24 protein-coding genes and 1 pseudogene are annotated in these 24,669 nt (G+C 59.3%); 13 read left to right on the top strand and 12 right to left on the bottom strand.

Going from position 1 to position 24,669, the window contains the following annotated elements:
- The first annotated feature begins 86 nt into the window (after positions 1-86).
- The 3 genes from CUN63_RS04780 (at position 87) to CUN63_RS04790 (ending at position 1,995) form a co-directional block, all read left to right on the top strand.
- Complete coding sequence (locus tag CUN63_RS04780) at positions 87-1,079, top strand: 2-hydroxyacid dehydrogenase (protein WP_129437560.1); 993 nt, start codon at positions 87-89, stop codon at positions 1,077-1,079.
- Between the two features lie 77 nt (positions 1,080-1,156).
- Positions 1,157-1,591, top strand: coding sequence for a hypothetical protein (locus CUN63_RS04785; protein WP_129437562.1), 435 nt, complete (start codon positions 1,157-1,159; stop codon positions 1,589-1,591).
- A complete protein-coding gene (locus CUN63_RS04790) occupies positions 1,591-1,995 on the top strand; it encodes an META domain-containing protein (protein ID WP_129437564.1) in 405 nt (134 codons plus the stop codon). The genes CUN63_RS04785 and CUN63_RS04790 overlap by 1 nt, the downstream gene beginning before the upstream one ends.
- Before the next feature lie 111 nt (positions 1,996-2,106).
- On the opposite strand, the gene CUN63_RS04795 is transcribed toward CUN63_RS04790, so the two are convergent.
- Positions 2,107-2,574, bottom strand: coding sequence for a TlpA disulfide reductase family protein (locus CUN63_RS04795; RefSeq protein WP_129437566.1), 468 nt, complete (start codon positions 2,572-2,574; stop codon positions 2,107-2,109).
- A gap of 114 nt (positions 2,575-2,688) precedes the next feature.
- Between CUN63_RS04795 and arsC the strand changes: the two genes are divergently transcribed.
- From arsC to CUN63_RS04810, 3 genes are read left to right on the top strand one after another with little or no spacing between them, the layout of a single operon-like run.
- Positions 2,689-3,042 carry an arsenate reductase (glutaredoxin) gene (gene arsC, locus CUN63_RS04800; RefSeq protein WP_129437568.1) on the top strand — a complete coding sequence of 118 codons (354 nt, stop codon included), beginning with the start codon at positions 2,689-2,691 and terminating at the stop codon, positions 3,040-3,042.
- Positions 3,039-3,635, top strand: coding sequence for an NAD(P)H:quinone oxidoreductase (gene wrbA / locus CUN63_RS04805; RefSeq protein ID WP_111451702.1), 597 nt, complete (start codon positions 3,039-3,041; stop codon positions 3,633-3,635). Before arsC ends, wrbA begins: the two co-directional genes overlap by 4 nt.
- A 1-nt stretch (position 3,636) precedes the next feature.
- The gene (locus tag CUN63_RS04810; RefSeq protein WP_008147986.1) at positions 3,637-4,062 is read left to right on the top strand and encodes a DUF2069 domain-containing protein; all 426 of its coding nucleotides are present in this window, start codon (positions 3,637-3,639) and stop codon (positions 4,060-4,062) included.
- 99 nt (positions 4,063-4,161) lie between these two features.
- Here the strand turns inward: CUN63_RS04810 and CUN63_RS04815 are convergent, their stop codons facing one another.
- The gene (locus CUN63_RS04815; RefSeq protein WP_074879137.1) at positions 4,162-4,836 is read right to left on the bottom strand and encodes a DNA-3-methyladenine glycosylase I; all 675 of its coding nucleotides are present in this window, start codon (positions 4,834-4,836) and stop codon (positions 4,162-4,164) included.
- Positions 4,837-4,988: 152 nt separating this feature from the next.
- Complete coding sequence (gene ttcA / locus CUN63_RS04820) at positions 4,989-5,813, bottom strand: tRNA 2-thiocytidine(32) synthetase TtcA (protein WP_129437571.1); 825 nt, start codon at positions 5,811-5,813, stop codon at positions 4,989-4,991.
- Positions 5,814-6,184: 371 nt separating this feature from the next.
- Between ttcA and CUN63_RS04825 the strand changes: the two genes are divergently transcribed.
- Positions 6,185-6,787, top strand: coding sequence for a Yip1 family protein (locus CUN63_RS04825; protein WP_008147981.1), 603 nt, complete (start codon positions 6,185-6,187; stop codon positions 6,785-6,787).
- 158 nt (positions 6,788-6,945) lie between these two features.
- The gene (locus CUN63_RS04830; protein WP_033055255.1) at positions 6,946-7,440 is read left to right on the top strand and encodes a SprT family zinc-dependent metalloprotease; all 495 of its coding nucleotides are present in this window, start codon (positions 6,946-6,948) and stop codon (positions 7,438-7,440) included.
- Between the two features lie 120 nt (positions 7,441-7,560).
- Here the strand turns inward: CUN63_RS04830 and CUN63_RS04835 are convergent, their stop codons facing one another.
- Both CUN63_RS04835 and CUN63_RS04840 read right to left on the bottom strand, forming a co-directional pair.
- Positions 7,561-8,742, bottom strand: coding sequence for a CaiB/BaiF CoA-transferase family protein (locus CUN63_RS04835; protein WP_129437573.1), 1,182 nt, complete (start codon positions 8,740-8,742; stop codon positions 7,561-7,563).
- Between the two features lie 144 nt (positions 8,743-8,886).
- Positions 8,887-10,221, bottom strand: a complete 1,335-nt coding sequence (locus CUN63_RS04840) for a dicarboxylate/amino acid:cation symporter (RefSeq protein WP_129437575.1) — start codon at positions 10,219-10,221, stop codon at positions 8,887-8,889.
- Positions 10,222-10,560: 339 nt separating this feature from the next.
- On the opposite strand from CUN63_RS04840, the gene CUN63_RS04845 reads away from it, so the two are divergent.
- On the top strand, positions 10,561-11,559 hold the full coding sequence (locus CUN63_RS04845) for an AraC family transcriptional regulator (protein WP_129437577.1): 999 nt from the start codon (positions 10,561-10,563) through the stop codon (positions 11,557-11,559).
- Between the two features lie 108 nt (positions 11,560-11,667).
- Here CUN63_RS04845 and CUN63_RS04850 read toward each other — a convergent pair whose 3' ends face one another.
- Positions 11,668-11,922 carry a DUF6124 family protein gene (locus tag CUN63_RS04850; protein WP_129437579.1) on the bottom strand — a complete coding sequence of 85 codons (255 nt, stop codon included), beginning with the start codon at positions 11,920-11,922 and terminating at the stop codon, positions 11,668-11,670.
- A 413-nt stretch (positions 11,923-12,335) separates the two neighbouring features.
- On the bottom strand, positions 12,336-13,388 hold the full coding sequence (locus CUN63_RS04855; RefSeq protein ID WP_129437581.1) for a hypothetical protein: 1,053 nt from the start codon (positions 13,386-13,388) through the stop codon (positions 12,336-12,338).
- 147 nt (positions 13,389-13,535) lie between these two features.
- Between CUN63_RS04855 and CUN63_RS04860 the strand changes: the two are divergent.
- A pseudogene (locus CUN63_RS04860) lies at positions 13,536-13,712 on the top strand (helix-turn-helix domain-containing protein); the annotation flags it as partial.
- Positions 13,713-13,863: 151 nt separating this feature from the next.
- Here the strand turns inward: CUN63_RS04860 and CUN63_RS04865 are convergent.
- From CUN63_RS04865 to CUN63_RS04875, 3 genes are all read right to left on the bottom strand, one after another.
- Entirely contained in the window at positions 13,864-15,210 is a 1,347-nt protein-coding gene (locus CUN63_RS04865; RefSeq protein ID WP_129437583.1) for an ATP-binding protein, read from the bottom strand.
- Positions 15,207-15,884 carry a response regulator gene (locus CUN63_RS04870; RefSeq protein WP_046046505.1) on the bottom strand — a complete coding sequence of 226 codons (678 nt, stop codon included), beginning with the start codon at positions 15,882-15,884 and terminating at the stop codon, positions 15,207-15,209. Before CUN63_RS04870 ends, CUN63_RS04865 begins: the two co-directional genes overlap by 4 nt.
- Before the next feature lie 242 nt (positions 15,885-16,126).
- Entirely contained in the window at positions 16,127-16,729 is a 603-nt protein-coding gene (locus CUN63_RS04875; RefSeq protein WP_129437585.1) for a hypothetical protein, read from the bottom strand.
- Positions 16,730-16,873: 144 nt separating this feature from the next.
- Between CUN63_RS04875 and CUN63_RS04880 the strand changes: the two genes are divergently transcribed.
- Together CUN63_RS04880 and CUN63_RS04885 are read left to right on the top strand one after the other, a co-directional pair.
- The gene (locus CUN63_RS04880; protein WP_129437587.1) at positions 16,874-17,665 is read left to right on the top strand and encodes a dienelactone hydrolase family protein; all 792 of its coding nucleotides are present in this window, start codon (positions 16,874-16,876) and stop codon (positions 17,663-17,665) included.
- A 97-nt stretch (positions 17,666-17,762) separates the two neighbouring features.
- A complete protein-coding gene (locus CUN63_RS04885; RefSeq protein ID WP_218570142.1) occupies positions 17,763-18,488 on the top strand; it encodes a 4'-phosphopantetheinyl transferase in 726 nt (241 codons plus the stop codon).
- A gap of 126 nt (positions 18,489-18,614) precedes the next feature.
- Here the strand turns inward: CUN63_RS04885 and CUN63_RS04890 are convergent, their stop codons facing one another.
- Together CUN63_RS04890 and CUN63_RS04895 are read right to left on the bottom strand one after the other, a co-directional pair.
- The gene (locus CUN63_RS04890; RefSeq protein ID WP_129437591.1) at positions 18,615-20,225 is read right to left on the bottom strand and encodes an ATP-binding protein; all 1,611 of its coding nucleotides are present in this window, start codon (positions 20,223-20,225) and stop codon (positions 18,615-18,617) included.
- Positions 20,222-20,935 (bottom strand): response regulator, encoded by a 714-nt coding sequence (locus CUN63_RS04895; RefSeq protein ID WP_074879161.1) that lies wholly within the window; start codon positions 20,933-20,935, stop codon positions 20,222-20,224. The genes CUN63_RS04890 and CUN63_RS04895 overlap by 4 nt, the downstream gene beginning before the upstream one ends.
- Before the next feature lie 739 nt (positions 20,936-21,674).
- Between CUN63_RS04895 and CUN63_RS04900 the strand changes: the two genes are divergently transcribed.
- Entirely contained in the window at positions 21,675-24,569 is a 2,895-nt protein-coding gene (locus CUN63_RS04900; protein WP_129437593.1) for a ribonucleoside-diphosphate reductase subunit alpha, read from the top strand.
- The last annotated feature ends 100 nt before the right edge of the window (positions 24,570-24,669 follow it).

Consider the following 24,669-nt stretch of genomic DNA (forward strand, 5'->3'; position numbering starts at 1 on the left):
GCGCCTGATTTTACGACGACTGCGTCGCCGAACGCAGGCTTCGCCAGCTGCTACATAAAGCATGACCGAGTCAAATGGAGGACCGCATGCGCACGATTCTTTTCAGCAGCCAGACCTACGACCGCGACAGTTTTCTCAGTGCCGAGCTACCGGCCGGCATTGAACTGCACTTTCAATCGGCGCGACTGAGCCTTGATACGGTGGCGCTGGCGGAGCATCACGAGGTGGTCTGTGCTTTCATTAATGATGACCTCAGCGCGCCGATGCTCGAACGCCTGGCCGCGGGCGGCACGCGCCTGATCGCCCTGCGCTCGGCCGGTTACAATCATGTCGATCTGGCAGTGGCAAAGCGTCTGGGGCAGGCGATTGTGCGAGTCCCCGCCTACTCGCCCCACGCGGTGGCGGAACATGCGGTGGCGCTGATCCTGGCGCTCAACCGACGCCTGCACCGCGCCTACAACCGCACGCGCGAAGGGGATTTCAGCCTGCACGGGCTGACCGGCTTCGACCTCGTGGGCAAGACCGTCGGCGTGGTCGGCACCGGGCAGATCGGCGCGACCTTCGCGAAAATCATGAACGGCTTTGGCTGCCAATTGCTGGCCTACGACCCTTACCCCAACCCGCAAGTCGAAGCTCTCGGCGCCCGTTACCTGAGCCTGCCGGAACTGCTGGCCGAGTCGCAGATCATCAGCCTGCACTGCCCGCTCAATGGACAAAGCAAACACTTGATCAATCGCGAGTCACTGGCGCACATGCAACCCGGTGCGATGCTGATCAACACCGGACGCGGTGGTCTGGTGGACACGCCAGCGCTGATCGACGCGTTGAAGGACGGTCAGTTGGGTTATCTGGGGCTTGATGTGTATGAAGAGGAGGCACAGCTGTTCTTCGAGGACCGTTCCGACCTGCCGCTGCAGGACGATGTGCTGGCGCGGCTGCTGACCTTTCCGAACGTGATCATCACCGCTCACCAGGCCTTCCTGACCCGTGAAGCCCTGGGCGCGATTGCCGCGACCACCCTGCAGAACATCGCCGCCTGGGCGGCGGGCGCGCCTGTAAATTTGGTAAAGGGTGACTGAACCAGATCGAAGGTCATACGCCCGCGCCATGCTGCGCTGATGTCCGTGCTAGCATGCCGCGCATATTTGGAGGACCCATGGTCGAACACGATTTCCGCTACAGCCTGATGAACCCGCAACACACCCTCACCGAATGCCGCGCCCTTGTGCCGGGGCGTTATCAAGTCACCGGCAACGGCGGCTCGATCCGTAACAACGACGTGCTGGTAGTGACCCTCAAAGGCGCCAAGGACTTGTCCATGCGCCTGACCGTCGAAACGGTTCGCCACTTGATCAATCCGCCAGGCCAATGGGTCGCGGTGGCCAGTGGTCCGGTGTTCGGCGAACTGGCGATCCATACCTGGAAAGTCAACTGCGACAGCTGCGCCAAAGAGCTGAGCTTCGAGTTCGCGGTCGACGCCAAGCTGGGCAACAAGGCTGAAAAGCCTGCTGCCACCGCGCGGATCACCGAACTGGGCTGGACCACGGTTGGCGAGAAGCACCTGTGCCCGAAATGCCAGGAGCCCGCGTGATGAAACGCCTCGCTCTGACCGCTATGGTTGGCGCCAGCCTGCTGGGCTGCGCCGCCGAGCCGGTGCAATTGCAACAGAACCGCAGCTACATTCTGGAGTGGATTGGCGAACGTCCATTGATGGACTACAGCCACCTGAGCGTCACCCTCGGTGAAGACGGTCGGGCCTACGGCAACGGCGGCTGCAACCACTGGTTCGCGCCGTACACCCTGGAAGGCGACAAGCTGAGCTTCGGCAAGGTCGGCAGCACGCGCAAACGGTGTGCACCGGCGTTGATGGAGCAGGAAAAGCGTTTCCTCCAGGCGCTGGAAAACGTTCAGCGCTGGGACGTCTCGCCGATCGACCAGATGCGTTTCTGGCCGGCAGAAGGGAAGCCGCTGCGTTGGTGGCTTGAAGAGGGTTGATCATCAGCCCCGAAAAGATCGCAGCCTCGCCAAGGCTCGACAGCTCCTACAGGGTGTTCGGCAATCCATGTAGGAGCTGTCGAGCCTTGGCGAGGCTGCGATCTTTTGCTTTTAGTTCTTCGCCTGCAACGCCTCAAGCTTCGCCATCACCCCCGCCGCCGTCTGCTCGCCCATCAACTGTTCCCGTACCTTGCCCTTGTTATCGATGATGTAAGTCACCGGCAACGCCTCACTGCGCGGCAACTCGAAAAGATCGGCCGGATCAGAAGCCAGCACGGTGAACTTGATGCCCAGTTTTTCACTGGCGCTTTTCAGCTCTTCACCCTGCAGATTGTCGAAGTTGACCCCGAACACACCAATCTTCTTGGCCTTTAGCTGATCGGCCAGGGTGTTCAATTCCGGGATCTCGGTCCGGCACGGCCCGCACCATTCCGCCCAGTAATTGAGCACCAGCCATTGTTTGTCCAGACGTTCGGCGGCGACTTTCTGGCCGCTCTGGTCGATGCCATAGTCGTTACCACAGCCCCCCAGCAATAACGTACCGATGATCGCCAATGCCGCTGCCAGTCGCCTAGTCATGTCGTATTCCTTGTTCAAAATTGAATGCGCCTGCGACCCATCGCCTCCCAAGGTTCTGGATTACGCGCTGCACAGTTAGAATAGCCGTCACCTTACGCAAGATGCGAACCGCACATGACCGATCTGACGCTTTATCACAACCCGCGCTGCTCGAAATCCCGCGGTGCGCTCGAACTGCTCGAAGCCCGTGGCCTGACCCCGACGGTGGTCCGATACCTGGACACCCCGCTCAATGCCGCGCAAATCCAGAGCCTACTGACCAAGCTCGGCATCAGCGCCCGGCAACTACTACGCACCGGTGAGGACGAGTACAAAACCCTCAACCTGGCCGACAGCAGCCTCAGCGAGGCGCAATTGATCGCCGCCATCGCCGCCAACCCGAAACTCATGGAGCGACCGATTCTGGAAGTCGGCGACAAAGCCATCATCGGCCGGCCGCCGGAGAATGTGCTGGAGTTGCTGCCGTGAGTGCGCCGTACATTCTGGTTCTGTATTACAGCCGCAGCGGCTCGACCAATGAAATGGCCCGGCAGATCGCCCGGGGTGTCGAGCAGGCCGGCCTTGAAGCCCGGTTGCGCACGGTCCCGCCGATCTCGACCGAATGCGAAGCCGTGTCGCCGGACATCCCCGACGAAGGTGCGCTGTACGCCAGCCTCGACGATTTGAAGAACTGCGCGGGCCTGGCCATGGGCAGCCCGACCCGGTTCGGCAACATGGCCGCGCCGCTCAAGTACTTCCTCGACGGCACCAGCAACCTGTGGCTGACCGGCGCTTTGGTGGGCAAACCGGCTGGCGTTTTTACCTCCACCGCGAGCCTGCACGGCGGCCAGGAAACCACGCTGCTGTCGATGATGTTGCCCTTGCTGCACCACGGCATGCTGATCACCGGCCTGCCTTATAGCGAATCGGCCCTGTTGGAAACCCGTGGCGGCGGCACGCCTTACGGCGCCAGCCATCACGCCGGGGCCGATGGCAAAAGCGGCTTGAATGAACATGAAGTCGCGCTGTGTCGGGCCTTGGGCCTGCGCTTGGCGAAGACTGCACAGAAACTGGGGAACTGACGTGGCCAAAAAGCCGAAGATTTTACCCTCCATCGAATGGCTCGAACCGCGGGTCCGAGCGATGCGTGTCATCAGCCTGCTGTGCTACTTCGGTTTGGTGGGTTTGCTGTGCGCCTACTACCTGGTGGTCGCCGACCTGCACGGCGCCCGGCCGTGGGTGATTCTGCTGATCGAACTGGTGCCGCTGCTGTTGCTGGCGCCGGGGATGATTATCGGCAGTGCGCGCGGGCATTCATGGATGTGCTTTGTGGTGAACCTGTATTTCATCAAGGGCGCATTGGCCGCGTATGACCCGAACCGGCAGCTGTTCGGTTTGCTGGAAATGGGCGCGAGCCTGGCGGTGTTCTGCTCGGCGCTGTTGTATGTGCGGTGGCGGTTTCAGTTGAACCGCAAGTTGGCTGGCGAGGGCGAAACCTCCGTCGCCTGACACACCGCCATCGCGAGCAAGCTCGCTCCCACATTGGATCTGCGTCGTTCACAAATCCCCTGTGGGAGCGGGCTTGCTCGCGAAGGGATCGACTCGGTCTTAATGGTTCACGGTGTAGGCCAGCATCATCGAAATCTGGCTCATCGGCCGCCCGCCACTCTCTTCATGCCACTGGTTGAATACGCCCTGCACCGTGGCCAGATCCCGCAGACTGGTCGGCACCTTGTCGACGATCTTCTGCGCATTCAACGCCGCGACCACGTCGTAGCTCGGCACAAACGTGTCCTTACCCACCATCCGCAAGAACCGCGGGGCCGACAACCCGCCCAATTGATGACCGCGCTTTTTCAGGTAGGTCCACAACCCAACGATATCCGTGACCGGCCAATCGGCGATCAACGCGCCGAAGCTGCCCTTCTCATGCGCCACATCCAGAATGAACTGCGCGTTGCGCGGCACGCTCTTGAGTTTGCCCAGGTGACGAATGATCCGCGCATCCTGCATCAAACGCTCAAGGTGTTCGGCGCTCATCAGCACGACTTTCTCAGGGTCGAACTTGAAGAACACCTCTTCAAACGCTGGCCATTTGGCGTCCACCAGGCTGTGCTTGAGCCCGGCGCGGAAGACGCGCAGTGCCATGGTCGAGAGGTAGCGGTCGTCGCTGATCTTGCGCAATTGCGCCGGGGTTTTCGGAACGGGCAGATGGGCTTCCAGTTCAGCCGCTGAACCGAAGCGGTTCAGACAGTATTCGTGCAGCCACTTGTAATCGCGCATGCCCTCTCCTGAGGTAATCGAAAAACCTGTGGAAGCGAGCTTGGTCCGGGCGGCGTTCCGACGATTGCGGAGTATCAGTCGACATCTCTGCTGAATGACACACCGCTATCGTCGGAACGCCGCCCGGACCAAGCTCGCTCCCACAATTTTGTTCAGATGTTTACAACATTGACGAACCGCGAAGCTGCGGTTTCATCGATCTTGAGGTTGGTGAAGTCGAACAGATTGCGGTCCGCCAGCTGCGACGGGATCACGTTCTGCAAGCTGCGGAATATGCTTTCGGTCCGGCCTGGCGTCTTGCGTTCCCACTCCTGAAGCATGTCCTTGACCACCTGACGTTGCAGGTTTTCCTGAGAACCGCAGAGGTTGCACGGGATGATCGGGAATTGCTTGAAGTCCGAGTAGGCCTGGATGTCTTTTTCGTTGCAGTAGGCCAGCGGGCGGATCACCACGTTGCGGCCATCGTCGGCGCGCAACTTCGGCGGCATGGCTTTGAGCGAACCGTTGAAGAACATGTTCAGGAAAAAGGTCTCGACGATGTCGTCGCGGTGATGACCGAGGGCCATTTTGGTCGCGCCGATTTCGTCAGCGAAGGTGTAGAGCGTGCCGCGACGCAGGCGCGAGCACAGCGAACAGGTGGTCTTGCCCTCCGGGATCAGCTCCTTGACCACCGAATAGGTGTCTTTCTCGACGATGTGGTACTCAATGCCCAGCTCTTTGAGGTAGGCCGGTAGCACGTGCTCAGGAAAACCCGGCTGCTTCTGGTCCATGTTCACGGCCACGATCTCGAACTTGATCGGAGCGACCTTCTGCAAGTGCATCAGCACGTCGAGCATGGTGTAGCTGTCCTTGCCACCGGACAGGCAGACCATGACCTTGTCGCCATCTTCAATCATGTTGAAATCGGCAACAGCCTCACCGGCCTGGCGGCGAAGGCGCTTTTGCAGTTTGTTCTGGTTGACCGTAAGAGTGCCCATGACGCGAAATCCGTGAGGTGTGACGAAAGGCCGGCATTTTACGCAAAAACCGGTCACGGGCGAAGAGCCCCCTATCCTCTGTGGGAGCGGGCTTGCTCGCGAATGCGGTGTGTCAGTCGAAACCATATTGCCTGACACACCGCATTCGCGAGCAAGCCCGCTCCCACATGGATTGTGGTGACAGACCCTGCGGCGATTAGCAGGCGTGTTTACAGCGCAATTTGCTCTAAAGCCCTGCAACCTGCGTCGTTAAGTCCTTCCTATACTGCGACATAAGGTCGCACACATATCCAGACCTTTCCTTACTCGGCCACTTTGGCCCGTAGGCGCTCCACTGGGGGGCGACGGCAAAAACAAGAGGAGTGACTGGCATGATCCATCACGTAGTGGGGCTCTTCACCCACCCTGACCAAGAATGGAAAGAGATCCGTGGCGATCAGGAGGAAAGCATCAGCCACATGTATCTCACTCATACCCTGATTCTGGCGGCGATCCCCGCGGTGTCCGCGTTTATCGGCACCACTCAGGTCGGCTGGGTCATTGGCAGTCGCGCACCGGTGATGCTCACGGTGGAAAGCGCGATATGGATGACGGTCATGTCGTACCTGGCGATGCTCGGCGGTGTGGCGGTAATGGGCGCGTTCATCCACTGGATGGCTCGTACCTATGACGCCAACCCTAGTCTGGCACGCTGCGTTGCATTTGCGACCTACACCGCGACACCGCTGTTTATCGGCGGTCTGGCGGCGCTGTACCCACACATGTGGCTTGGGATGATCGTCGGCACCGCGGCCATCTGCTACACGGTGTACCTGCTATATGTGGGGCTACCCACTTTCATGAACATTCCATCAGACGAGGGATTTCTGTTTTCAAGTTCGGTGCTTGCTGTAGGCCTGGTGGTGTTGGTGGCCATCATGGCGTTCACTGTAATTGTCTGGGGACTCGGCGTGGGGCCGGTCTACACCAATTAGCAACACATCACCCAAAAACAAGATCTGCCAACACAGGCCGCCGCAAGGCGGCCTTCTAATGCTCAAGGATAGAAAACGGTGACGACCATTCGGCGCCTCGGCGATTCGCAACTCTCGAGGGTTGCGGCATACTCGACGTCTCTGGAGATCCATCAAGCATGCCCGAGCAACTCAATACCCGCGTCGAAGACTGTTACCAACTCGCCGAATCCTTTTTCAAACGACCTTTCAAACGCCCCGTGGTGAGCCTCAAGCTGCGCGGGCAAAAAGCCGGTGTCGCGCATTTGCACGAGAACCTGCTGCGCTTCAATCCGCAGCTGTACCGGGAAAACACCGAAGACTTCCTCAAACAAACCGTGGCCCACGAGGTTGCGCACCTGATCGCCCATCAACTGTTCGGCGACCGCATCCAGCCGCATGGCGAAGAGTGGCAACTGATCATGCGCGGCGTGTACGAGCTGCCGCCCAATCGTTGCCACACCTATGACGTCAAACGCCGCAGCGTGACCCGCTACATCTACAAGTGTCCGTGTGCGGACAGTGACTTTCCGTTTTCGGCCCAGCGCCATGGCTTGGTGCGGCAAGGGCGGCGGTATTTGTGTCGGCGGTGCCGGAGTACGTTGGTGTTCAGCGGGGAAATGCGGGTCGAGTAGTTAGATTTTCTGTGTTTGTGCCGGCCTCTTCGCGAGCAAGCCCGCTCCCACACTGAATTTATGTCACGCCGAAGATCCCCTGTGGGAGCGGGCTTACTCGCGAAGGCGTCCTGGCAGGCGCTACACAACCACCTTGGCAGCCCGCAATTGCTCGATCCGCTCAGCACTAAACCCCAACTCCCCCAACACCTGATCCGTATGCTGCCCCAGCGCCGCGCCAATGTGCTTCGGCTCAGGCAACCCCTCTGAAAACTTCAACGGACAGGCCATCTGCGCCTGAGTCGTCCCATCCCCACGCGGCACTTCGGTCACCAGCGCCCGAGCCTTCAACTGCGGATGCCGCACCGCTTCGCCCAAACTCAACACCGGCTCGACACACGCATCCAACGTGGCAAACAGCGCGCACAACTCGGCGAAATCGCGCGTCTCGAATTCAATCCTCAGCGCGTTCTTCAGCGCCTTCTGCAAGGCTGGTTCAGGCGATAAGCCCAAAGTTTCCAGCTCCTCCAGCCCCAGCGCCGCACACAGTTGTTTCATAAACGCGGGCTCCAAACTGCCCACCGAGAACCAGCGCCCATCGCGGGAACGGTAATAGTCATAGAAACTGCCACCGTTGAGCATCTGATCCTCCCTTCCCGGCTCCACGCCACAGGCCAGATACCCGGCGCCGGCCATGGCGTTCAGGCTGAACACGCAGTCGGTCATGCTCACATCCAGTTGCTGCCCCTGCCCGGTCTGCTGTCGGGCGATGACCGCCGCCAGCAGCCCGATCACCCCGTGCAACGAGCCACCGGCGATATCCGCCACTTGCATGCCCAACGGCAGCGGCCCGCTGTCGGCGCGGCCGGTGTAGCTCGCCAGCCCCGCCAGCGCCAGGTAGTTGATGTCGTGGCCGGCGCGGTCCTTGTAGGGGCCGGTCTGGCCGTAACCGGTGATCGACACGTAGATCAGTTTCGGATTGATCGCCTTCAAGGCTTCATAACCCAGGCCCAATCGTTCCATCACACCCGGGCGGAACTGCTCCAGCACGATGTCGTAGTCCGCAAGCAACTGCTTGATCACCTCCAGCGCCTCAGGTTGCTTGAGGTCCAGCGCCAGGCTGCGCTTGTTGCGATTGAGGTAGGCGTGGCTGGCAGAAACACCCTGATCGTGAGGCGGCAATACCCGCAGCAGGTCCATGCGCGTTGGCGATTCGATGCGCAGCACCTCGGCGCCCATGTCTGCCAGCAACAACGAGGCGAACGGCCCCGGCAGCAGTGTCGAGAAATCCAGAACCTTGAGTGATGCCAGTGGACCGAGCATGGGCGTTCTCCGTAAACGATGCTCCCAGACTAGGCAGCCGACAGCATTGCAGCAATCACCTTATGCGTCAGATGCGCTGACCGTTGCGCTCAAATCGCAGGCATGAAAAAACCCGCCAAAGCGGGTTTTTTCAGTGCAGCCGTCTTACTTGACGTTGCTTGGGGTTGGGCCTTCGGCCACGCCCAGGTCGTCTTCTTCACGCTCGTCGGAAATACCGCGACCGCCAGAAGCCAGTTCCGCGTGCATCACGTCGGTGTCCAGCTCCTTGACCCACTTGGCCACAACCAGGGTGGCAACAGCGTTACCGACCAGGTTGGTCAGGGCACGGGCTTCGGACATGAAGCGGTCGATACCGAGGATCAGCGCCAGGCCGGCAACCGGCAGGTGGCCAACGGCGGACAAGGTGGCCGCCAACACGATGAAGCCACTACCGGTCACGCCCGCAGCGCCTTTGGAGGACAGCAGCAACACCACCAGCAGGGTGATCTGGTGAGTGATGTCCATGTGGGTGTCGGTTGCCTGAGCAATGAACACCGCTGCCATGGTCAGGTAGATCGCCGTACCGTCGAGGTTGAACGAGTAACCGGTCGGGATCACCAGACCCACAACGGATTTCTGCGCGCCCAGACGTTCCATCTTGATCAGCATGCGTGGCAGTACCGATTCCGAAGAAGAAGTACCCAGCACGATCAGCAGTTCTTCACGGATGTAGCGAATCACTTTCAACACGCTGAAGCCGTGAGCGCGAGCGATACCGCCCAGCACCACCAGAACGAACAACAGGCAAGTGATGTAGAAGCACAACATCAACTGGCCCAGTTGCACCAGCGAACCCACACCGTAGGCACCGATGGTGAACGCCATGGCACCGAAGGCACCGAGTGGCGCGAGTTTCATGATCATGTTGATGATGTTGAACATCACGTGGGCGAAGCGATCGATGAAGTCCAGGATCGGCTTGCCGTAGGCACCCAGGCGATGCAGGGCGAAACCGAAGATCACCGAGAACATCAGCACTTGCAGGATATCGCCTGTGGCGAACGCGCCGACGATGGTGGACGGGATCACGTTCAACAGGAAGCCAACAACGCTTTGATCAGCACCGGCCGCTACATAAGCAGCGACTTTGGAGGCATCCAGCGTAGTGACGTCGATGTGCATGCCAGCACCCGGCTGCACGATATTGACCACCACCAGACCGACCAACAATGCAATGGTCGAAACGATTTCGAAGTACAGCAGCGCGTAACCGCCGGTCTTGCCGACCGACTTCATGTTCTGCATGCCCGCGATACCGCTGACGACGGTGCAGAAGATGATCGGGGCGATGATCATTTTGATCAGTTTGATGAACCCGTCACCCAGCGGCTTGAGGGCTACACCGGTCTGCGGGTAGAAGTGACCGAGCAGGATGCCGATGGCAATAGCAACGATCACCTGGAAATACAGGGATTTGTACAGTGGCTGACGAGTCGTCATTGCAAAGTTCCTCAAGAGTGCCCGGTGACAACATCCATCTGTTGCCAAAGACACTTCAATTGCGAACCCTCCTGCACTGGAGGGATTTGTTTTGTCGAGCTGCGCAACGGCAGGCATCTGCGGGTTGTATCGCAAGGCCCGTGCCACCTTCGTCAAATCGCCAGCACGCCTTTTGACATCAAGGGTTACAGGTTTTTCTTTGTCACCAAACAGGTACGGCAAAGTGGCGGATTTCCGCCCATCGACCAGACCTCGTCCTACAATTTGGCGGATATCCGCCTTGTTCCTTATCAGGCACCACAGCTACCATCCGCCGTTCAATGGACGGACCTGCCTTCTATGCGCGAACGCACCATCGCCAGTCATTTCGCCCGTGCCGCCCTCGGTGGCGCACGCCGGCTGGGTTATGACTATTCAAATTTGCTGCAACAACTCGGCATCAGCCCGGAGTTGCTTGAAGAGCCACGAGCGAGAATCGCGCCTGAACAGTTCACCCGATTGATCCAGGGACTGTGGCTGGCACTGGACGACGAATACCTGGGCTTCGGGCCGGTCCCGAGCAAAACCGGCAGCTTCGCGATGATGTGCCATGCGGTGATCCACTGCCGCAATCTGGAGAAAGCACTGCATCGCGGCTTATTGTTTTATGGCTTGTTCCCCGACGGTCCGCGTCTGACCCTGACCCGCGAAGACGACATGATTCGCCTCAGCCTCGACGATTCGCAGTTCCGCGACCCGGACCACTTCCTCACCGAGAGCCAGCTGATGGTGTGGCATCGACTCGGCAGCTGGCTGATCGGCCAGCGCATTCGGCTGGAACAGGCGACGTTCAGCTACCCAAGGCCCGAGCACGGCGCCGAGTACGATTTGCTATTCCCCTGCCCCATGGCCTTTTCCACGGCTCAGAGCAGCCTGCTGTTTCACAGTCGCTACTTGAACATGCCACTGCTGCAGGACGAACGGACGCTCAAACATTTCCTCGAACGCTCCCCCGCCGACCTGTTGTCGCGCCCGGATGACGGTGACAGTTTGAGCAGCCAGTTGCGCCGGTTGCTCAGCCGCGACAGTTCACACTGGCCGGACCTGGAAGCGGTGGCCGCGCACTTGCACATCAGCCCGCAGACCTTGCGTCGGCATTTGCGTGAAGAAGGGTCGAGTTTTCAGGAGTTGAAGGACCAGCTGCGCCGGGACATTGCGATTTATCACCTGGGGCGTGCGGACCTGTCGTTGCAGCAGATTGCCGAGCAACTGGGGTTTTCAGAGCCTTCGGCGTTTCACCGGGCGTTCAAGAAGTGGACCGGGTTGACGCCTGGGGCCTACCGCGCGCAAGAGAATTAAGATCAAAAGATCGCAGCCTCGTTTCACTCGACAGCTCCTACGGGGTTTGGCGTACACCTGTAAGAGCTGTCGAGTGAAACGAGGCTGCGATCTTTTGATCTACCGCTACTACTGAAGATCGAGCCTATCCAGCGCCCGATTCACCGCCAGTTCACCCAGCATGATGATTTGCGCAATACCCAACAGCGAATTGCGACTCGTCCCCTCCATATGATCCGCGAGATCCATGGTCATGACATTGGCCGAGGCCAGCGACTCGCACGCATGGGCCAGCAGGGTTTCGGTATCGAGCTCCGGGTTGACGATGAACATCGTGCTGGGTGTGCGCGGGGTTTTAGGCGGATTGGGGGTGATCTTGAACATTTGAGCTCCTAGAGTAATGGAGCCGCTACGCATCGCTGCTAAACGAAAAAGGGGTGGCGGCTGTACGCGGGTTAGCAGACCAGGACTCTAGAACCCGGCGCACCGAAGTGCCCCACGCAAAGCCGCCATAACATCTACGGCGGACGCTGTACGTCTAGAGATGACCCGAGCTGCTAAACCCGATCGCTGATGGTCAGCGACAGGGAAACGATAGAGCCCCAGACCCAAGGCGCACAAGCCGGCGGATTCTGGCGTAGTCGTAGGCAGCGGCGCAAGGATGTGTAGCCGGAGTGAGTGTCTGGAGATGTGTTTTAAACAACCGCGTTTATTCGTTATTTCGTATTCGTGCAAGAACGCAGGGGTGCACACCAAATATCCCCCTGCTTCCTTGATCCGGGCAATCCCCGGACGAGCTAACTCATTAATGAAAGCCGAAGCAGCGGTGCACCGACGATGTCTCCAGATTGCCGCTCAACGAAACTCATAGCCTTGGCACCCCCACCCAATTGATCGAACCTGATCGGCACGCCGATTAGCAGGTCATGACCGATTTGGTGAGGTGCCAACGTCTGACGCAAAACATAGGAAGTGCCAGTTTTATTGCCAACAAAGAAAAAGGTCACCACATCGCCAACGCTCATTCCATGTGTGCTGAGCTTCATCGGAATCCTCCCGCCCTCGTCTACGAGCTGGAGCTGGCCAGGTTTGTAGTGTCCAGGTTCGTATTCATAGACGGCTTGCGGAATCAGCAGGTCGCCCTCGACGTCCAGTTCAACCAGGTGAGAGATCCACTTCCGGCCCGCATTTTCCACCGTGTAAACCACCTGAACCGTGCCGTATTTGTTTGGCCTCAGATAGCGGGGTTCAATGGGAAGCACCACATCTTTGCCTTCGTCGTCGGTCTCGATCCGAAGATGCCTGACAAGGCAGGCCTCGCAAGCAGTACCGAGCCAATAGACAGAAACCAGAGCCCCGCCTGACAGCGCTTCGGATGCCCTGAGGCGCAGGTTCACGCCGTTGTTGACGGAAGCCAACGGGATAACACGACCTTCTGCCTCATCCACGACAGGTCGATAAATGTCGTCCCCCGCAAAATACGTGGCAGATGGAGAAGTCGGGGGATCAGTGTCGAAATAAAAATAAAAGAGTTCTAACTGCAGACCTCTGAATGCCAGAGCGCGATCGGCAGGAATGGGTACAAGTGTATCCCCGACAAGTGTTTCGATTATTCCGGGCTCCCCCCATGAGACATCCGGATCTTCACTTACAACAATAACGTGAAAACGCGCACCGACTTGTTGTCCTTCAAAAGAAGGAATACGCACGGTAAGCCCCCTGCCCAACTGCTCCAGACTGATAAAACCTTCCCGAGCCTCATCGATGGATGCCGGCGGCAATACGATCTGGGCACCAGTCAATTCTTCAACAATCCGTTTTCGATTTTGAACCGCCACGAACTCAACCATTTTCAGTCTCCTTGTTTTCATTAACATCACGCGCATCGGTGCAAACCTGAGCTTCGGCCCAGCCACGCGACGAACTGAAGTAACTTGGACTGAAGAAATGAAAAGAACTACTGTCAGATCTGACAGTAGCGATGAATGGTCGGACAGAAGGAATTGAAGGATCAGCTGCGCCGGGACATCGCGATCTATCACCTGGGGCGGGCGGATTTGTCGTTGCAGCAGATTGCCGAGCAACTGGGGTTTTCAGAGCCTTCGGCGTTTCATCGGGCGTTCAAGAAGTGGACCGGGTTGACGCCTGGGGCGTATCGGGCTCAAGAAAATTGAGTTCTTGCGCTGGTTTTTTCTGGCGTAGCCACTGACCCCATCGCGAGCAAGCTCGCTCCCACATTTAACCTTCAGTGAACACAGCATTTGTGTACGACAGAAATCAAATGTGGGAGCGGGCTTGCTCGCGAAGAGGCCCGTAAGAACACCATCAAACCACCGGAAAATGAATCCGAAACGCCGCCCCACCCATGGGCGAATCCCCCAGCGTCAACTTGGCGCTGTAGCTTTCAATAATGTCCTTGACCACCGCCAACCCAATCCCCTGCCCCGGATGCTGCCGATCCAGCCGCTCGCCCCTTTGCAGAATCCGCGCTCGCTGATCCGGTGGCACGCCCGGCCCATCATCCTCGACACACAACTCAACCCCGCCAAGGCTTTCACGTACGCTGATGCGCACTTCGCCGAGGCACAGGCGATAGGCGTTTTCCAGCAGGTTGCCCATCATTTCCAACAAGGCGCCCTGCTCGATCGGCACGTAACACGGGTCTGGCAGATCGAAGGCGACGCGCACGCGTTTGTCGCGGTAGACCTTGTCCAGCGTGTCGCACAGGCTTTGCAGCACCGGGCGCAGGCGTACCTGATGGCGTACCAGGCCGCTTTTGCGCAGGCTGGCGCGTTGCAGTTGATAGCTGATCTGCTGACTCATGCGTTCGATCTGGGTTTGCAGCACCCAGGCCTGATTACGATCGGCCGGGCGCTGGGCCATGTCTTCGCTGACGCCTTGCAGCACGGTCAGCGGGGTTTTCAGGCTGTGGGCCAGGTCGTCGAGGGAATCGCGATAACGGCTGCGCTGTTCACGCTCGCTGTGCAGTAAGCGGTTGAGGGAGCCGGTCAGGCGCAGCAGTTCGCGCGGGTGTTGTTCGCTGAGGCTTTCGCGGGTGCCGCTTTCGATCTCGTCCAGTTCCTGACTGAGCCGGCGCAACGCCTGCAAGCCCCAGGTCAAACCGATCCACAGCAGCGCGAGCAACACCAGCAAGGCGGCACCGAATCCGAGGTAGAGGTTTTCCCGCAGGCCCTCGAGGGTGGCTTCGTACTCACGTACCGGTTGCAGCGCGACGATGCTGAACGCCGCGCTTTTACCGCCGAGCAGTTTGACTTCGACGTCGTAGACGAAGAATTCCTGACCGTCGGCCTCGCGAATTCGGGCGAACTCGTTGCCGCGTCCGTCGTAACGCGGTTTGTAGTTGATCTTCTCTTCGCGGGTGGCTTTCGAACGCCACACCAAGTGAGCTTCGCGGTCGTAGATGTAGCCGAGCAAACGGCTGTCGGTCAGGTTGAAGCGCTCGTCGGGCAACTGCGCCGGCATTTGCAGGGTGTTATTTTCCACCCGCGCAGCGGAGATCAGCGTGGTGACGTCCGACGCCAGGCGTTGTTCGATCGAGTCCTGCAACGCCAGGCTGAACGCGCCCTGCATCGCCGGCAGCAACGCCAGCATGAACAACACCGCCAGGATCGTGGCGGCGAGCATCAAACGGACACGAAGGGAACGAATCAAGTGCAGCGCTCATTGAACAGGTAGCCGAGGCCACGCACGGTATCGATCGGTTTGAAGCCGGCCGGACCTTCAAGTTTGCGGCGCAGACGGCCGACCAACACTTCGATCACGTTCGGATCGCGCTCGTCGTCGTCCGGGTAGAGCTGCTCCATCAAGCGGTCCTTGGCCACCACTTGCTGGTGATGCCGCATCAGGTACTCGAGGATCCGATACTCGTAAGCGGTCAGCGCCAGCGGCTGTTCATCGAGGGACGCCTGTTTGCGATTGAGGTCCAGCAGCAACGGCCCGGCGACGATGGTCGATTGGGTGAAACCGCTGGAGCGGCGCAGCAAGGCATTCAGGCGCGCATCGAGTTCTTCGAACTGGAACGGCTTGACCACGTAATCGTCGGCGCCGGCGGCGAGGCCTTCGACCTTGTCCTGCCAGTTGCCGCGGGCGGTGAGGATCAGGATCGGGAACGTCTTGCCGCGCGAGCGCAGTTGACGAATCAGATCGAGCCCGCCCATGCCCGGCAGGCCGAGGTCGATCACCGCCAGGTCATGGTTGTACTGCTCGGTCTGGTACAGCGCCTCTTCGGCATTGGCCACGGACTCGACCACGTGGCCGCTGTCCGTGAGGCGGGTTTGCAGGTGATGGCGCAACAGCGCTTCATCTTCGACGACCAGCAGTTTCATAACGCTCTCCTACGCAAATCGTTATCTCCGAAAGCACAGTTTTGCACCTCTTTGCCTGACAGGGTGATGCCAGTCCGTCAAGCGCAGAACCTGTGGGAGCGGCGGTGCGGCGATCCGACTTGCTCGCGAAAGCGGTGTGTCAGGCAACGGTGATGTCGACTGAGACTACGTCTTCGCGAGCAAGTCGGATCGCCGCACCGCCGCTCCCACAGGGATTGCGCTTAACTGACTGGCATTGCTTGTCAGAAAGCGTAGTTCGCCGACAGGTAGGTCTGGGCGCTGCTGGTCAGGTCCAGCGAACCCTGTTTGCTGCCACCGCGCTCGCTCATCTCGGTGCTGGCGTTGCTGCGCAGGTAACGGTAACCCAGTTCCACCGAGGTATTTTGCGAAACCTGTTGCAGGACACCCAACTGGCCGCCGATGGCGTAACCGATGTCGCTGTCGCGGCTGAAGCCTGGCGACTCCTGAGTGATTTTGGTCAAACCGGCCGTGGCGCCGCCGAACAGTTTAGTGCTGCCGCCCACCGGGTAGAACAGATCGTAGCTGCCCAGGAGGTTTTCCTGACGCAGTTTAATGCCATTGTGTGAGCCCGACACGTTGTCGTAGGTGGCGTAGTAGCGGCCTTGGCTGTTTTGCTGGCCTAGACGCACACCCCAGGTGTTGTCCTTGCCGATCACGCCGTCTGCGTTCGGGTGGTTGAGATTGTCGTTCAGGGCGTGAGACTTTTTGACCTTGTCGCTGGTCTGTCCAAAAGTAAGGCTGGCGAAATTGTCGTCGGAAGCGAAAGCCGCGGTACTCGCGCTCAGGACAGTGAAAGCCAGAAGCAGTTTTTTGAAGCCAGTCATAGGGGAGTTCCTTATGCGCTATGTGCTATTTGGGTACGGGGCAAGGTTACTCACCCGACCCTGAACTCCCCCTGAACGCACTCTGAACCTGAGCTGAATCAAATCGACTAGGCTGTTTTGATAACTTTTGCAGGAGATCCGACGATGCGTATTTTCCTCGCCCTCGTATTACTGGCCTTGAGCGGGCTCAGCCAAGCCGCGATCAAGACTCAGGAAATCCCCTATCAAAGTGCTGACGGCACCAAGATGATCGGCTACTTCGCCTATGACGACGCCATCAAAGGCGCACGCCCTGGCGTTGTGGTGGTGCACGAATGGTGGGGGCTCAACGACTACACCAAGCGTCGCGCCCGTGACCTGGCCGGTCTGGGTTACAGCGCGCTGGCCATCGACATGTATGGCGATGGCAAAAACACCGAACATCCCAAGGATGCCATGGCCTTCATGCAGGCAGCGTTGAAAGACAGTGCCGCGTCCAGTGCACGCTTTCAGGCCGGGCTCGATCTGCTGAAGAAACAGCCGCAAACCGACCCGAACAAAATCGCCGCTATCGGTTATTGCTTCGGCGGCAGCGTAGTGCTGAATGCGGCACGTCAGGGTTTGCCGCTGGCGGGCGTGGTGAGTTTTCACGGTGCGCTGGCGACTAACACGCCTGCAACGCCTGGCAGCGTGAAAGCGAAAATTCTTGTTGAGCATGGGGCGATGGACAGCATGGTCACGCCGGATAACGTTGCAGCGTTCAAGGCTGAAATGGACAAGGCCGGGGCTGACTATAAGTTCGTCAGCCTGGAGGGCGCCAAGCATGGGTTCAGCAACCCTGATGCGGATCGGTTGAGCCATGGCGATCATGGTGGGCCGGATATTGGCTACAACAAGGCGGCGGATGAAAAATCCTGGGCGGATACGCAGGCGTTTTTCAAGAAGATTTTTGGTTGATCAGGTAGACCGCGGCGCGGCCATCGTCGGATCGCCGCGACGCCAATCCAAAGCTTTGTACTACCCAGCCTGAGAGCAACCCGGCAAAATGCCCCACATGAATCGCGCCCCCGCCCTCCCCGTCTGCTGCACTCCACTCGATGCCCATTGGCCGCTGCCGTTTGCGCTGCCGGATACGGTGCTGTTGAGCACTCACTTCGATACCTCGCAACTGGCCAGCGATGATTTCCAGCGTAGCGCCATCGAGCCACCGCCCACCATCCAGCGTTCGGTCGCCAAGCGTCAGGCGGAGTTCCTCGCCGGGCGGGTTTGCGCTCGGGCTGCGTTACAACAGTTGGAAGGGCTGAACTTCATCCCGGCCATCGGCGAGGACCGGGCACCGGTATGGCCGACACACATCACGGGCTCGATCACCCACAGCACCGGCCGGGCCTCGGCGATTGTCGCGAAGAAAACCCACTGGCGCGGCCTGGGAATGGATCTGGAAAACCTGCTCAACCCTGAACGGGCCGAACGACTGGCCGGGGAAATCCTCACCCCGCCCGAGTTGCAACGCATGACCGCTGGCCGTCGCGATCAGTTGGCGATGCTGGTGACCCTGACGTTTTCGGTGAAGGAAAGCCTGTTCAAGGCGCTGTATCCGATCGTTCAGCAGCGCTTTTATTTTGAACATGCCGAAGTTCTGGAGTGGGCGGAAAGCGGTGAAGTGCGGCTGCGGCTGCTGACTGATTTGTCCAGCGAATGGCGCAATGGCACTGAGCTGGATGCGCAGTTCGGGGTGGTGGATGGGCAGTTGCTGAGTCTGGTCAGCATCAAGGCCTGAGGATCTTCAGTGTTTGGGAGGGCCTCTTCGCGAGCAAGCCCGCTCCACAGGGGATTTGCGGTGAGACATAGATCCAATGTGGGAGCGGGCTTGCTCGCGAAAGCGGTGGTTCATTCACCACATGTCTCACCGCTTCTCCTGATTCCTCGGCCAGCTAAGGCTGAAACACGCCCCCCCCAAACTCTTGCTCTTGCTGATCAACGCCCGGCCATCATGCCAATGGATGATTCGCCGCACGATGGACAGCCCCAACCCATGCCCACCGGAGGCGCGGGTGCGACTGTCATCAAGGCGCAGGAATGGTGTAAAAATCTTCTCCCAGGCTGTTTCCGGTACGCCCGGCCCGTCATCCTCGACATCCACCCGACAGCGCTGCTGCCCGACCTGATAGCTGACGGTCACCCGTGATTGAGCGTGGCGCATGGCATTGCTCACCAGGTTCTGCAACGCCCGGTGCAGGTAACGCGGCTCGGCCTCGACCCAGGCGTCGTCGTTGTCAGCGGCGGACAAACACAAACCGCGCTGCACCGTGACCTCGGCGCGTAACGGCGCCAGTTCTTCGATCACCTGATTGACCAACGTATCCAGATCGATCCGCTGAAAATTCAGCGCCGGCGAACCCTGCTCCAGTCGTGCGTAGGTGAGCATCTCGTCTACCAGTCGATCGAGATCCTCGATGTCGTGGTCCATGCCTTCACAGTATTTTTCCAACGCCTGCGGCGTGGTGGCCGAGCCGATCATTTCCAGACCAAAACGCAGCCGCGCCACGGGTGTACGCAGCTCATGAGACACGGCGCGCACCAGCTCACGCTGAATCGCCAACAGTTGCTGCAAGTGCTCGGCCATGCCGTTGAACGCCGAGGCCAGCCGTCCCACCGAGTCCGCGCCGCGTGCCGGCACGCGGGTTTCCAGGCTGCCCTTGGCGATGCGCGTGGCGGCCGCTTCCAGGCCACGCAAACGGCGCTCAAGTTGGCGCACCAACAAATAGACGATCAAACCGATCAGGCTCAAACCCAGGGCGGCGATCAGCACCAGCCACTCCGGCGGATAAGGATTCATCTGATACAACGGACCGATTTCCAGCACCCACGGCGTACCGACCATGCCGGCAAATACCCGGATCGAATCGCCGCCCTTGCCCAGCGCCATCACCGTGTCGCCCTCGGACACCCGGCGACTCTGGTCCTCGTCCATGTCCGCCTGTTCGATCGTCACCAGCCGCAAGTCGAAACCAAACCCTTTATCGCGCTTCAACTGCGCCAGGCGCTCGGGTTGCTCAGCCACCGGGTAGCGCACCAGTTCGTCGGCCAGCAGGTAAATAGTCGCCCGGGCCAGTTGTTCGCTGATCTGTTGGACTTCACCGGTCAGCACCAGCTGTTCCTTGTCGCTGACCAGTCGATACACCTTCGCTGCATGCGGACCGGTCTGCTCCACCAGCGCCTGACCGCGGAGCACTCGGGTGCGCTGGGTGAGGTCGAGGTCGGTTTGTGCAAAGGTCTTCAGCGCCAGAGGAATCCCCAACAACCGTTCCCACACCAGCAAGGCACGGTGGCGCTCGGTTTCGTTCATCGGGTTCAGATTGTCGGCCATCAGCGAGAACGTGCCGTGGGCCAGGCGTTCGCGGTATTGCTCGCCGCGCACCTGGTTGAGCAGGTGCAAGGCCAGCACGCCGAGTACCGCCACCAGAATCAGCGCCGCGCACATGCCGCCATAAATGCGCAGGAAGATCGAGTTCACAGGGTGCAGGCTTCCGGAACGAACAGATAACCTTTGCTGCGGATGGTCTTGATCAGACGCGGATGCTCCGGGTCGTCGCCGATTTTCGGACGGATGCGTGAAATGCGCACGTCGATGGAACGGTCCTGGCCGTCATAGCCAATGCCACGCAGTGCGGTGAAAATCTCTTCCCGGGACAGGATGCGCCCGGCGTTGGCGACCAACAGCCAGAGCAAGTCGAACTCGGCACTGGTCAGTTCGATGCCGTTGTCATTCAGCCAGGCTTCGCGCAATGCGTTGTCCACTACCAGCGGCCCGAACTGCAGACGCCGTTGTTTTTCCGGCGCCACTTCAGGGGCTTCACTGCGTCGCAACAGGGCCTGGATGCGCGCCAGCAGCAGGCGTGGGCGAACCGGTTTGCACACGTAGTCGTCGGCCCCCAGGTCCAGGCCAAGAATCTGATCGGTGTCGTCGGTGCGGGCGGTGAGCATCAGGATCGGGCCGTCATACTTGTCGCGGACCTTGCGGCAGATGCTCAGGCCATCTTCGCCCGGCAACATGAGGTCGAGGATCACCAGGTCCGGTTTCTCCTTGATGATGCGGGCCGCGGCCAAGGCGCCGTTGCCCTCGATCGATACGCGCAGGCCATTGGCTTCCAGGTAGTCGCGGGTCAGTTCGGCCAGACGCTGGTCGTCCTCCACAATCAATACCTGCCAGGCTTCTTGCTCCACGGTGACCTCTGCTTGCCAACAACACTTAATAAGGAAGGATCCACCCGTCTTTTTGTAATGATTGGGGAGGATAAGAATGCGTACGCACTGGCCGATTGTATAAACGCCGCCCGCCGAGAACACAAGCCGGTAAATGCGTTCGGACAACCCGGATTTTTGTGATAGGGTTCGCGCCCTTAAAAACCCGAGCGACTGTTTTCAATCGGTGAAAATCAGTGAAAAACGGTCCGCTCCAGCTAGGTCGCGGCCTACACGCTCGTTCCACGTTTCACACACAATTTACGCACAGGTTTATCCACAGGTAGTACGTTGCAACACCCTCCAAAACGCATTATCTTGTACCTCGTCGCGAAAAAAACCCTACATGTAGGGTTTTACGCCAAAAACCAAACACAAACCGGATACCGATTTCAAGCGCTTTTATTGCCTCTTTCCGGTTGAACCAAACGTATTTTCGAAAGACCAAACCGCGCGTGCGGATGGCTACTGTTTTTGAGCCGAAAACGGCGTTAACGGTACGGGTGTTGCAGTCAATTACTGTCACCCAAAAGGATCCCGGTTTCAGGTTCAAGGCCTGGGACCAAAGACTTCGGCATGGAAGCGGCGCCCCAATTGCCCCTTCCTGATCTGTCCCGAAGTTGGTATGCCCGGCCCCTCGCCGGTTGTAGTGCTTCAGGACGGAACGGTGGGCACCGTGATGGTGCCCAAACAAACATAGAGAATGTGGAGACAACCCCCCATGCAAACCGACACAACTCGCGAGAACCCGCAGGGCACCTTGCCGCAGGCCGCTGATTCGACTTCGGATCTGTCCGCCACCGCGCCTGGCCAGCTGCGCGTGATCAAGCGTAACGGCACTGTCGTTCCTTACACCGATGACAAGATCACCGTCGCTATCACCAAAGCGTTTCTCGCAGTTGAGGGCGGCACCGCTGCCGCTTCGTCGCGAATCCACGACACCGTTGCCCGTCTGACCGAACAAGTCACCGCGACCTTCAAGCGTCGCATGCCCTCGGGCGGCACGATCCACATCGAAGAAATCCAGGACCAGGTCGAACTGGCCCTGATGCGTGCCGGCGAGCAGAAAGTGGCGCGCGACTACGTGATCTACCGTGACGGTCGTTCGAAAGAACGCGCCGCCCACGCACCGGCCGAAGAAGCCGTCAACGCTCATCCGTCGATCCGCATCACCCGCGCCGATGGCACCTTTGCTCCTCTGGACATGGGCCGCCTGAACACCATCGTCACCGAAGCGTGCGAAGGCCTTGCAGAAGTCGACGGCGACCTGATCCAGCGTGAAACCCTGAAAAACCTGTACGACGGCGTGGCCCTGACCGACGTCAACACCGCTTTGGTGATGACCGCCCGTACCCTGGTTGAGCGCGAGCCGAACTACTCGTTCGTGACTGCTCGCCTGCTGATGGACACCTTGCGTGCCGAAGGCCTGAGCTTCCTGGAAGTCGCCGAAAGCGCGACCCACCACGAAATGGTCGACCTGTACGCCAAGGCCTTGCCTTCGTACATCGCCAAGGGTATCGAATTCGAATTGCTGAACCCGATCCTGGCGACCTTCGACCTGGAAAAACTCGGCAAGGCGATCAACCACGAGCGCGATCAGCAGTTCACGTACCTGGGCCTGCAAACCCTGTACGACCGTTACTTCATCCACAAGGACGGTATCCGCTTCGAACTGCCGCAGATCTTCTTCATGCGCGTGGCCATGGGCCTGGCGATCGAAGAGAAGAACAAAGAAGACCGTGCGATCGAGTTCTACAACCTGTTGTCGTCCTTCGACTACATGTCCTCGACCCCGACCCTGTTCAACGCCGGTACCCTGCGTCCACAGCTGTCCAGCTGCTACCTGACCACCGTGCCGGATGACCTGTCGGGCATCTACCACGCGATCCACGACAACGCCATGTTGTCGAAATTCGCGGGCGGCCTGGGCAACGACTGGACCCCGGTTCGTGCACTCGGTTCGTACATCAAGGGCACCAACGGCAAATCCCAGGGCGTTGTTCCGTTCCTGAAAGTCGTGAACGACACCGCCGTCGCCGTCAACCAGGGTGGCAAGCGCAAAGGCGCTGTCTGTGCCTACCTGGAAACCTGGCACATGGACATCGAAGAGTTCATCGAACTGCGCAAGAACACCGGTGATGATCGTCGTCGTACCCACGACATGAACACGGCCAACTGGATCCCTGACCTGTTCATGAAGCGCGTCTTCGATGACGGCAAGTGGACCCTGTTCTCGCCGTCCGAAGTTCCAGACCTGCACGACCTGACCGGCAAGGCCTTCGAAGAGCGTTACGAGTACTACGAAGCCCTGTCCGAGTACCCGGGCAAGATCAAGCTGTTCAAGACCATCCAGGCCAAAGACCTGTGGCGCAAAATGCTGTCCATGCTGTTTGAAACCGGCCACCCATGGCTGACCTTCAAAGACCCCTGCAACCTGCGCAGCCCGCAACAGCACGTCGGCGTGGTTCACAGCTCGAACCTGTGCACCGAGATCACCTTGAACACCAACAAGGACGAGATCGCCGTTTGCAACCTGGGCTCGATCAACCTGCCGAACCACATCACCAACGGCAAGCTGGACACCGCCAAGCTGGAACGCACCGTGAACACCGCCGTTCGCATGCTCGATAACGTTATCGACATCAACTACTACTCGGTGCCGCAAGCGAAGAACTCCAACTTCAAGCACCGTCCGGTCGGTCTGGGCATCATGGGCTTCCAGGACGCGCTGTACCTGCAGCACATTCCTTACGGTTCCGACGCTGCCGTCGAGTTCGCCGACAAGTCGATGGAAGCGGTCAGCTACTACGCGATCCAGGCTTCCTGCGACCTGGCCGACGAGCGCGGCGCCTACGAGACGTTCCAGGGTTCGCTGTGGTCCAAAGGCATCCTGCCGCTGGATTCGCAACAGATCCTGATCGAGCAACGTGGCCAGAAGTACATCGATGTTGACCTGAACGAATCCCTGGACTGGGCACCGGTTCGTGCCCGTGTGCAGAAAGGCATTCGTAACTCCAACATCATGGCCATCGCACCGACCGCGACCATCGCCAACATCACTGGCGTATCGCAGTCGATCGAACCGACCTACCAGAACCTCTACGTGAAATCGAACCTGTCGGGCGAATTCACCGTGATCAACCCGTACCTGGTTCGCGACCTGAAGGCTCGCGGTCTGTGGGACTCGGTCATGATCAACGACCTGAAGTACTACGACGGTTCGGTGCAACAGATCGAGCGCATCCCGCAAGAACTCAAAGAGCTCTACGCGACTGCCTTCGAAGTGGACACCAAGTGGATCGTTGACGCGGCAAGCCGTCGTCAGAAGTGGATCGACCAGGCTCAATCGCTGAACCTGTACATCGCTGGCGCATCGGGCAAGAAGCTGGACGTGACCTACCGCATGGCCTGGTACCGTGGCCTGAAAACCACTTACTACCTCCGTGCCCTGGCCGCAACCAGCACCGAGAAATCGACCATCAACACCGGCAAGCTGAACGCTGTTTCCAGCGGCGGCAACCACGGTGAAGATTCGGTCCTGGCAGCGCCTGCCGGCCCTGCTCCAGTACCGAAGGCTTGCGCCATCGACGAGCCGGATTGCGAAGCTTGCCAGTAAGCTGAGCCGGTGAGCGCTGAAAGGCGCTTACCTGGATAACCCCCGATCGGTCCTCTGGATTGTCGGGGGTTTTCTTTTGCCTGCCTTTCAAGATCAAAAG

It is taken from the genome of Pseudomonas sp. ACM7 (genome assembly GCF_004136015.1).
Classification (GTDB): Bacteria; Pseudomonadota; Gammaproteobacteria; order Pseudomonadales; family Pseudomonadaceae; genus Aquipseudomonas; species Aquipseudomonas frigoris.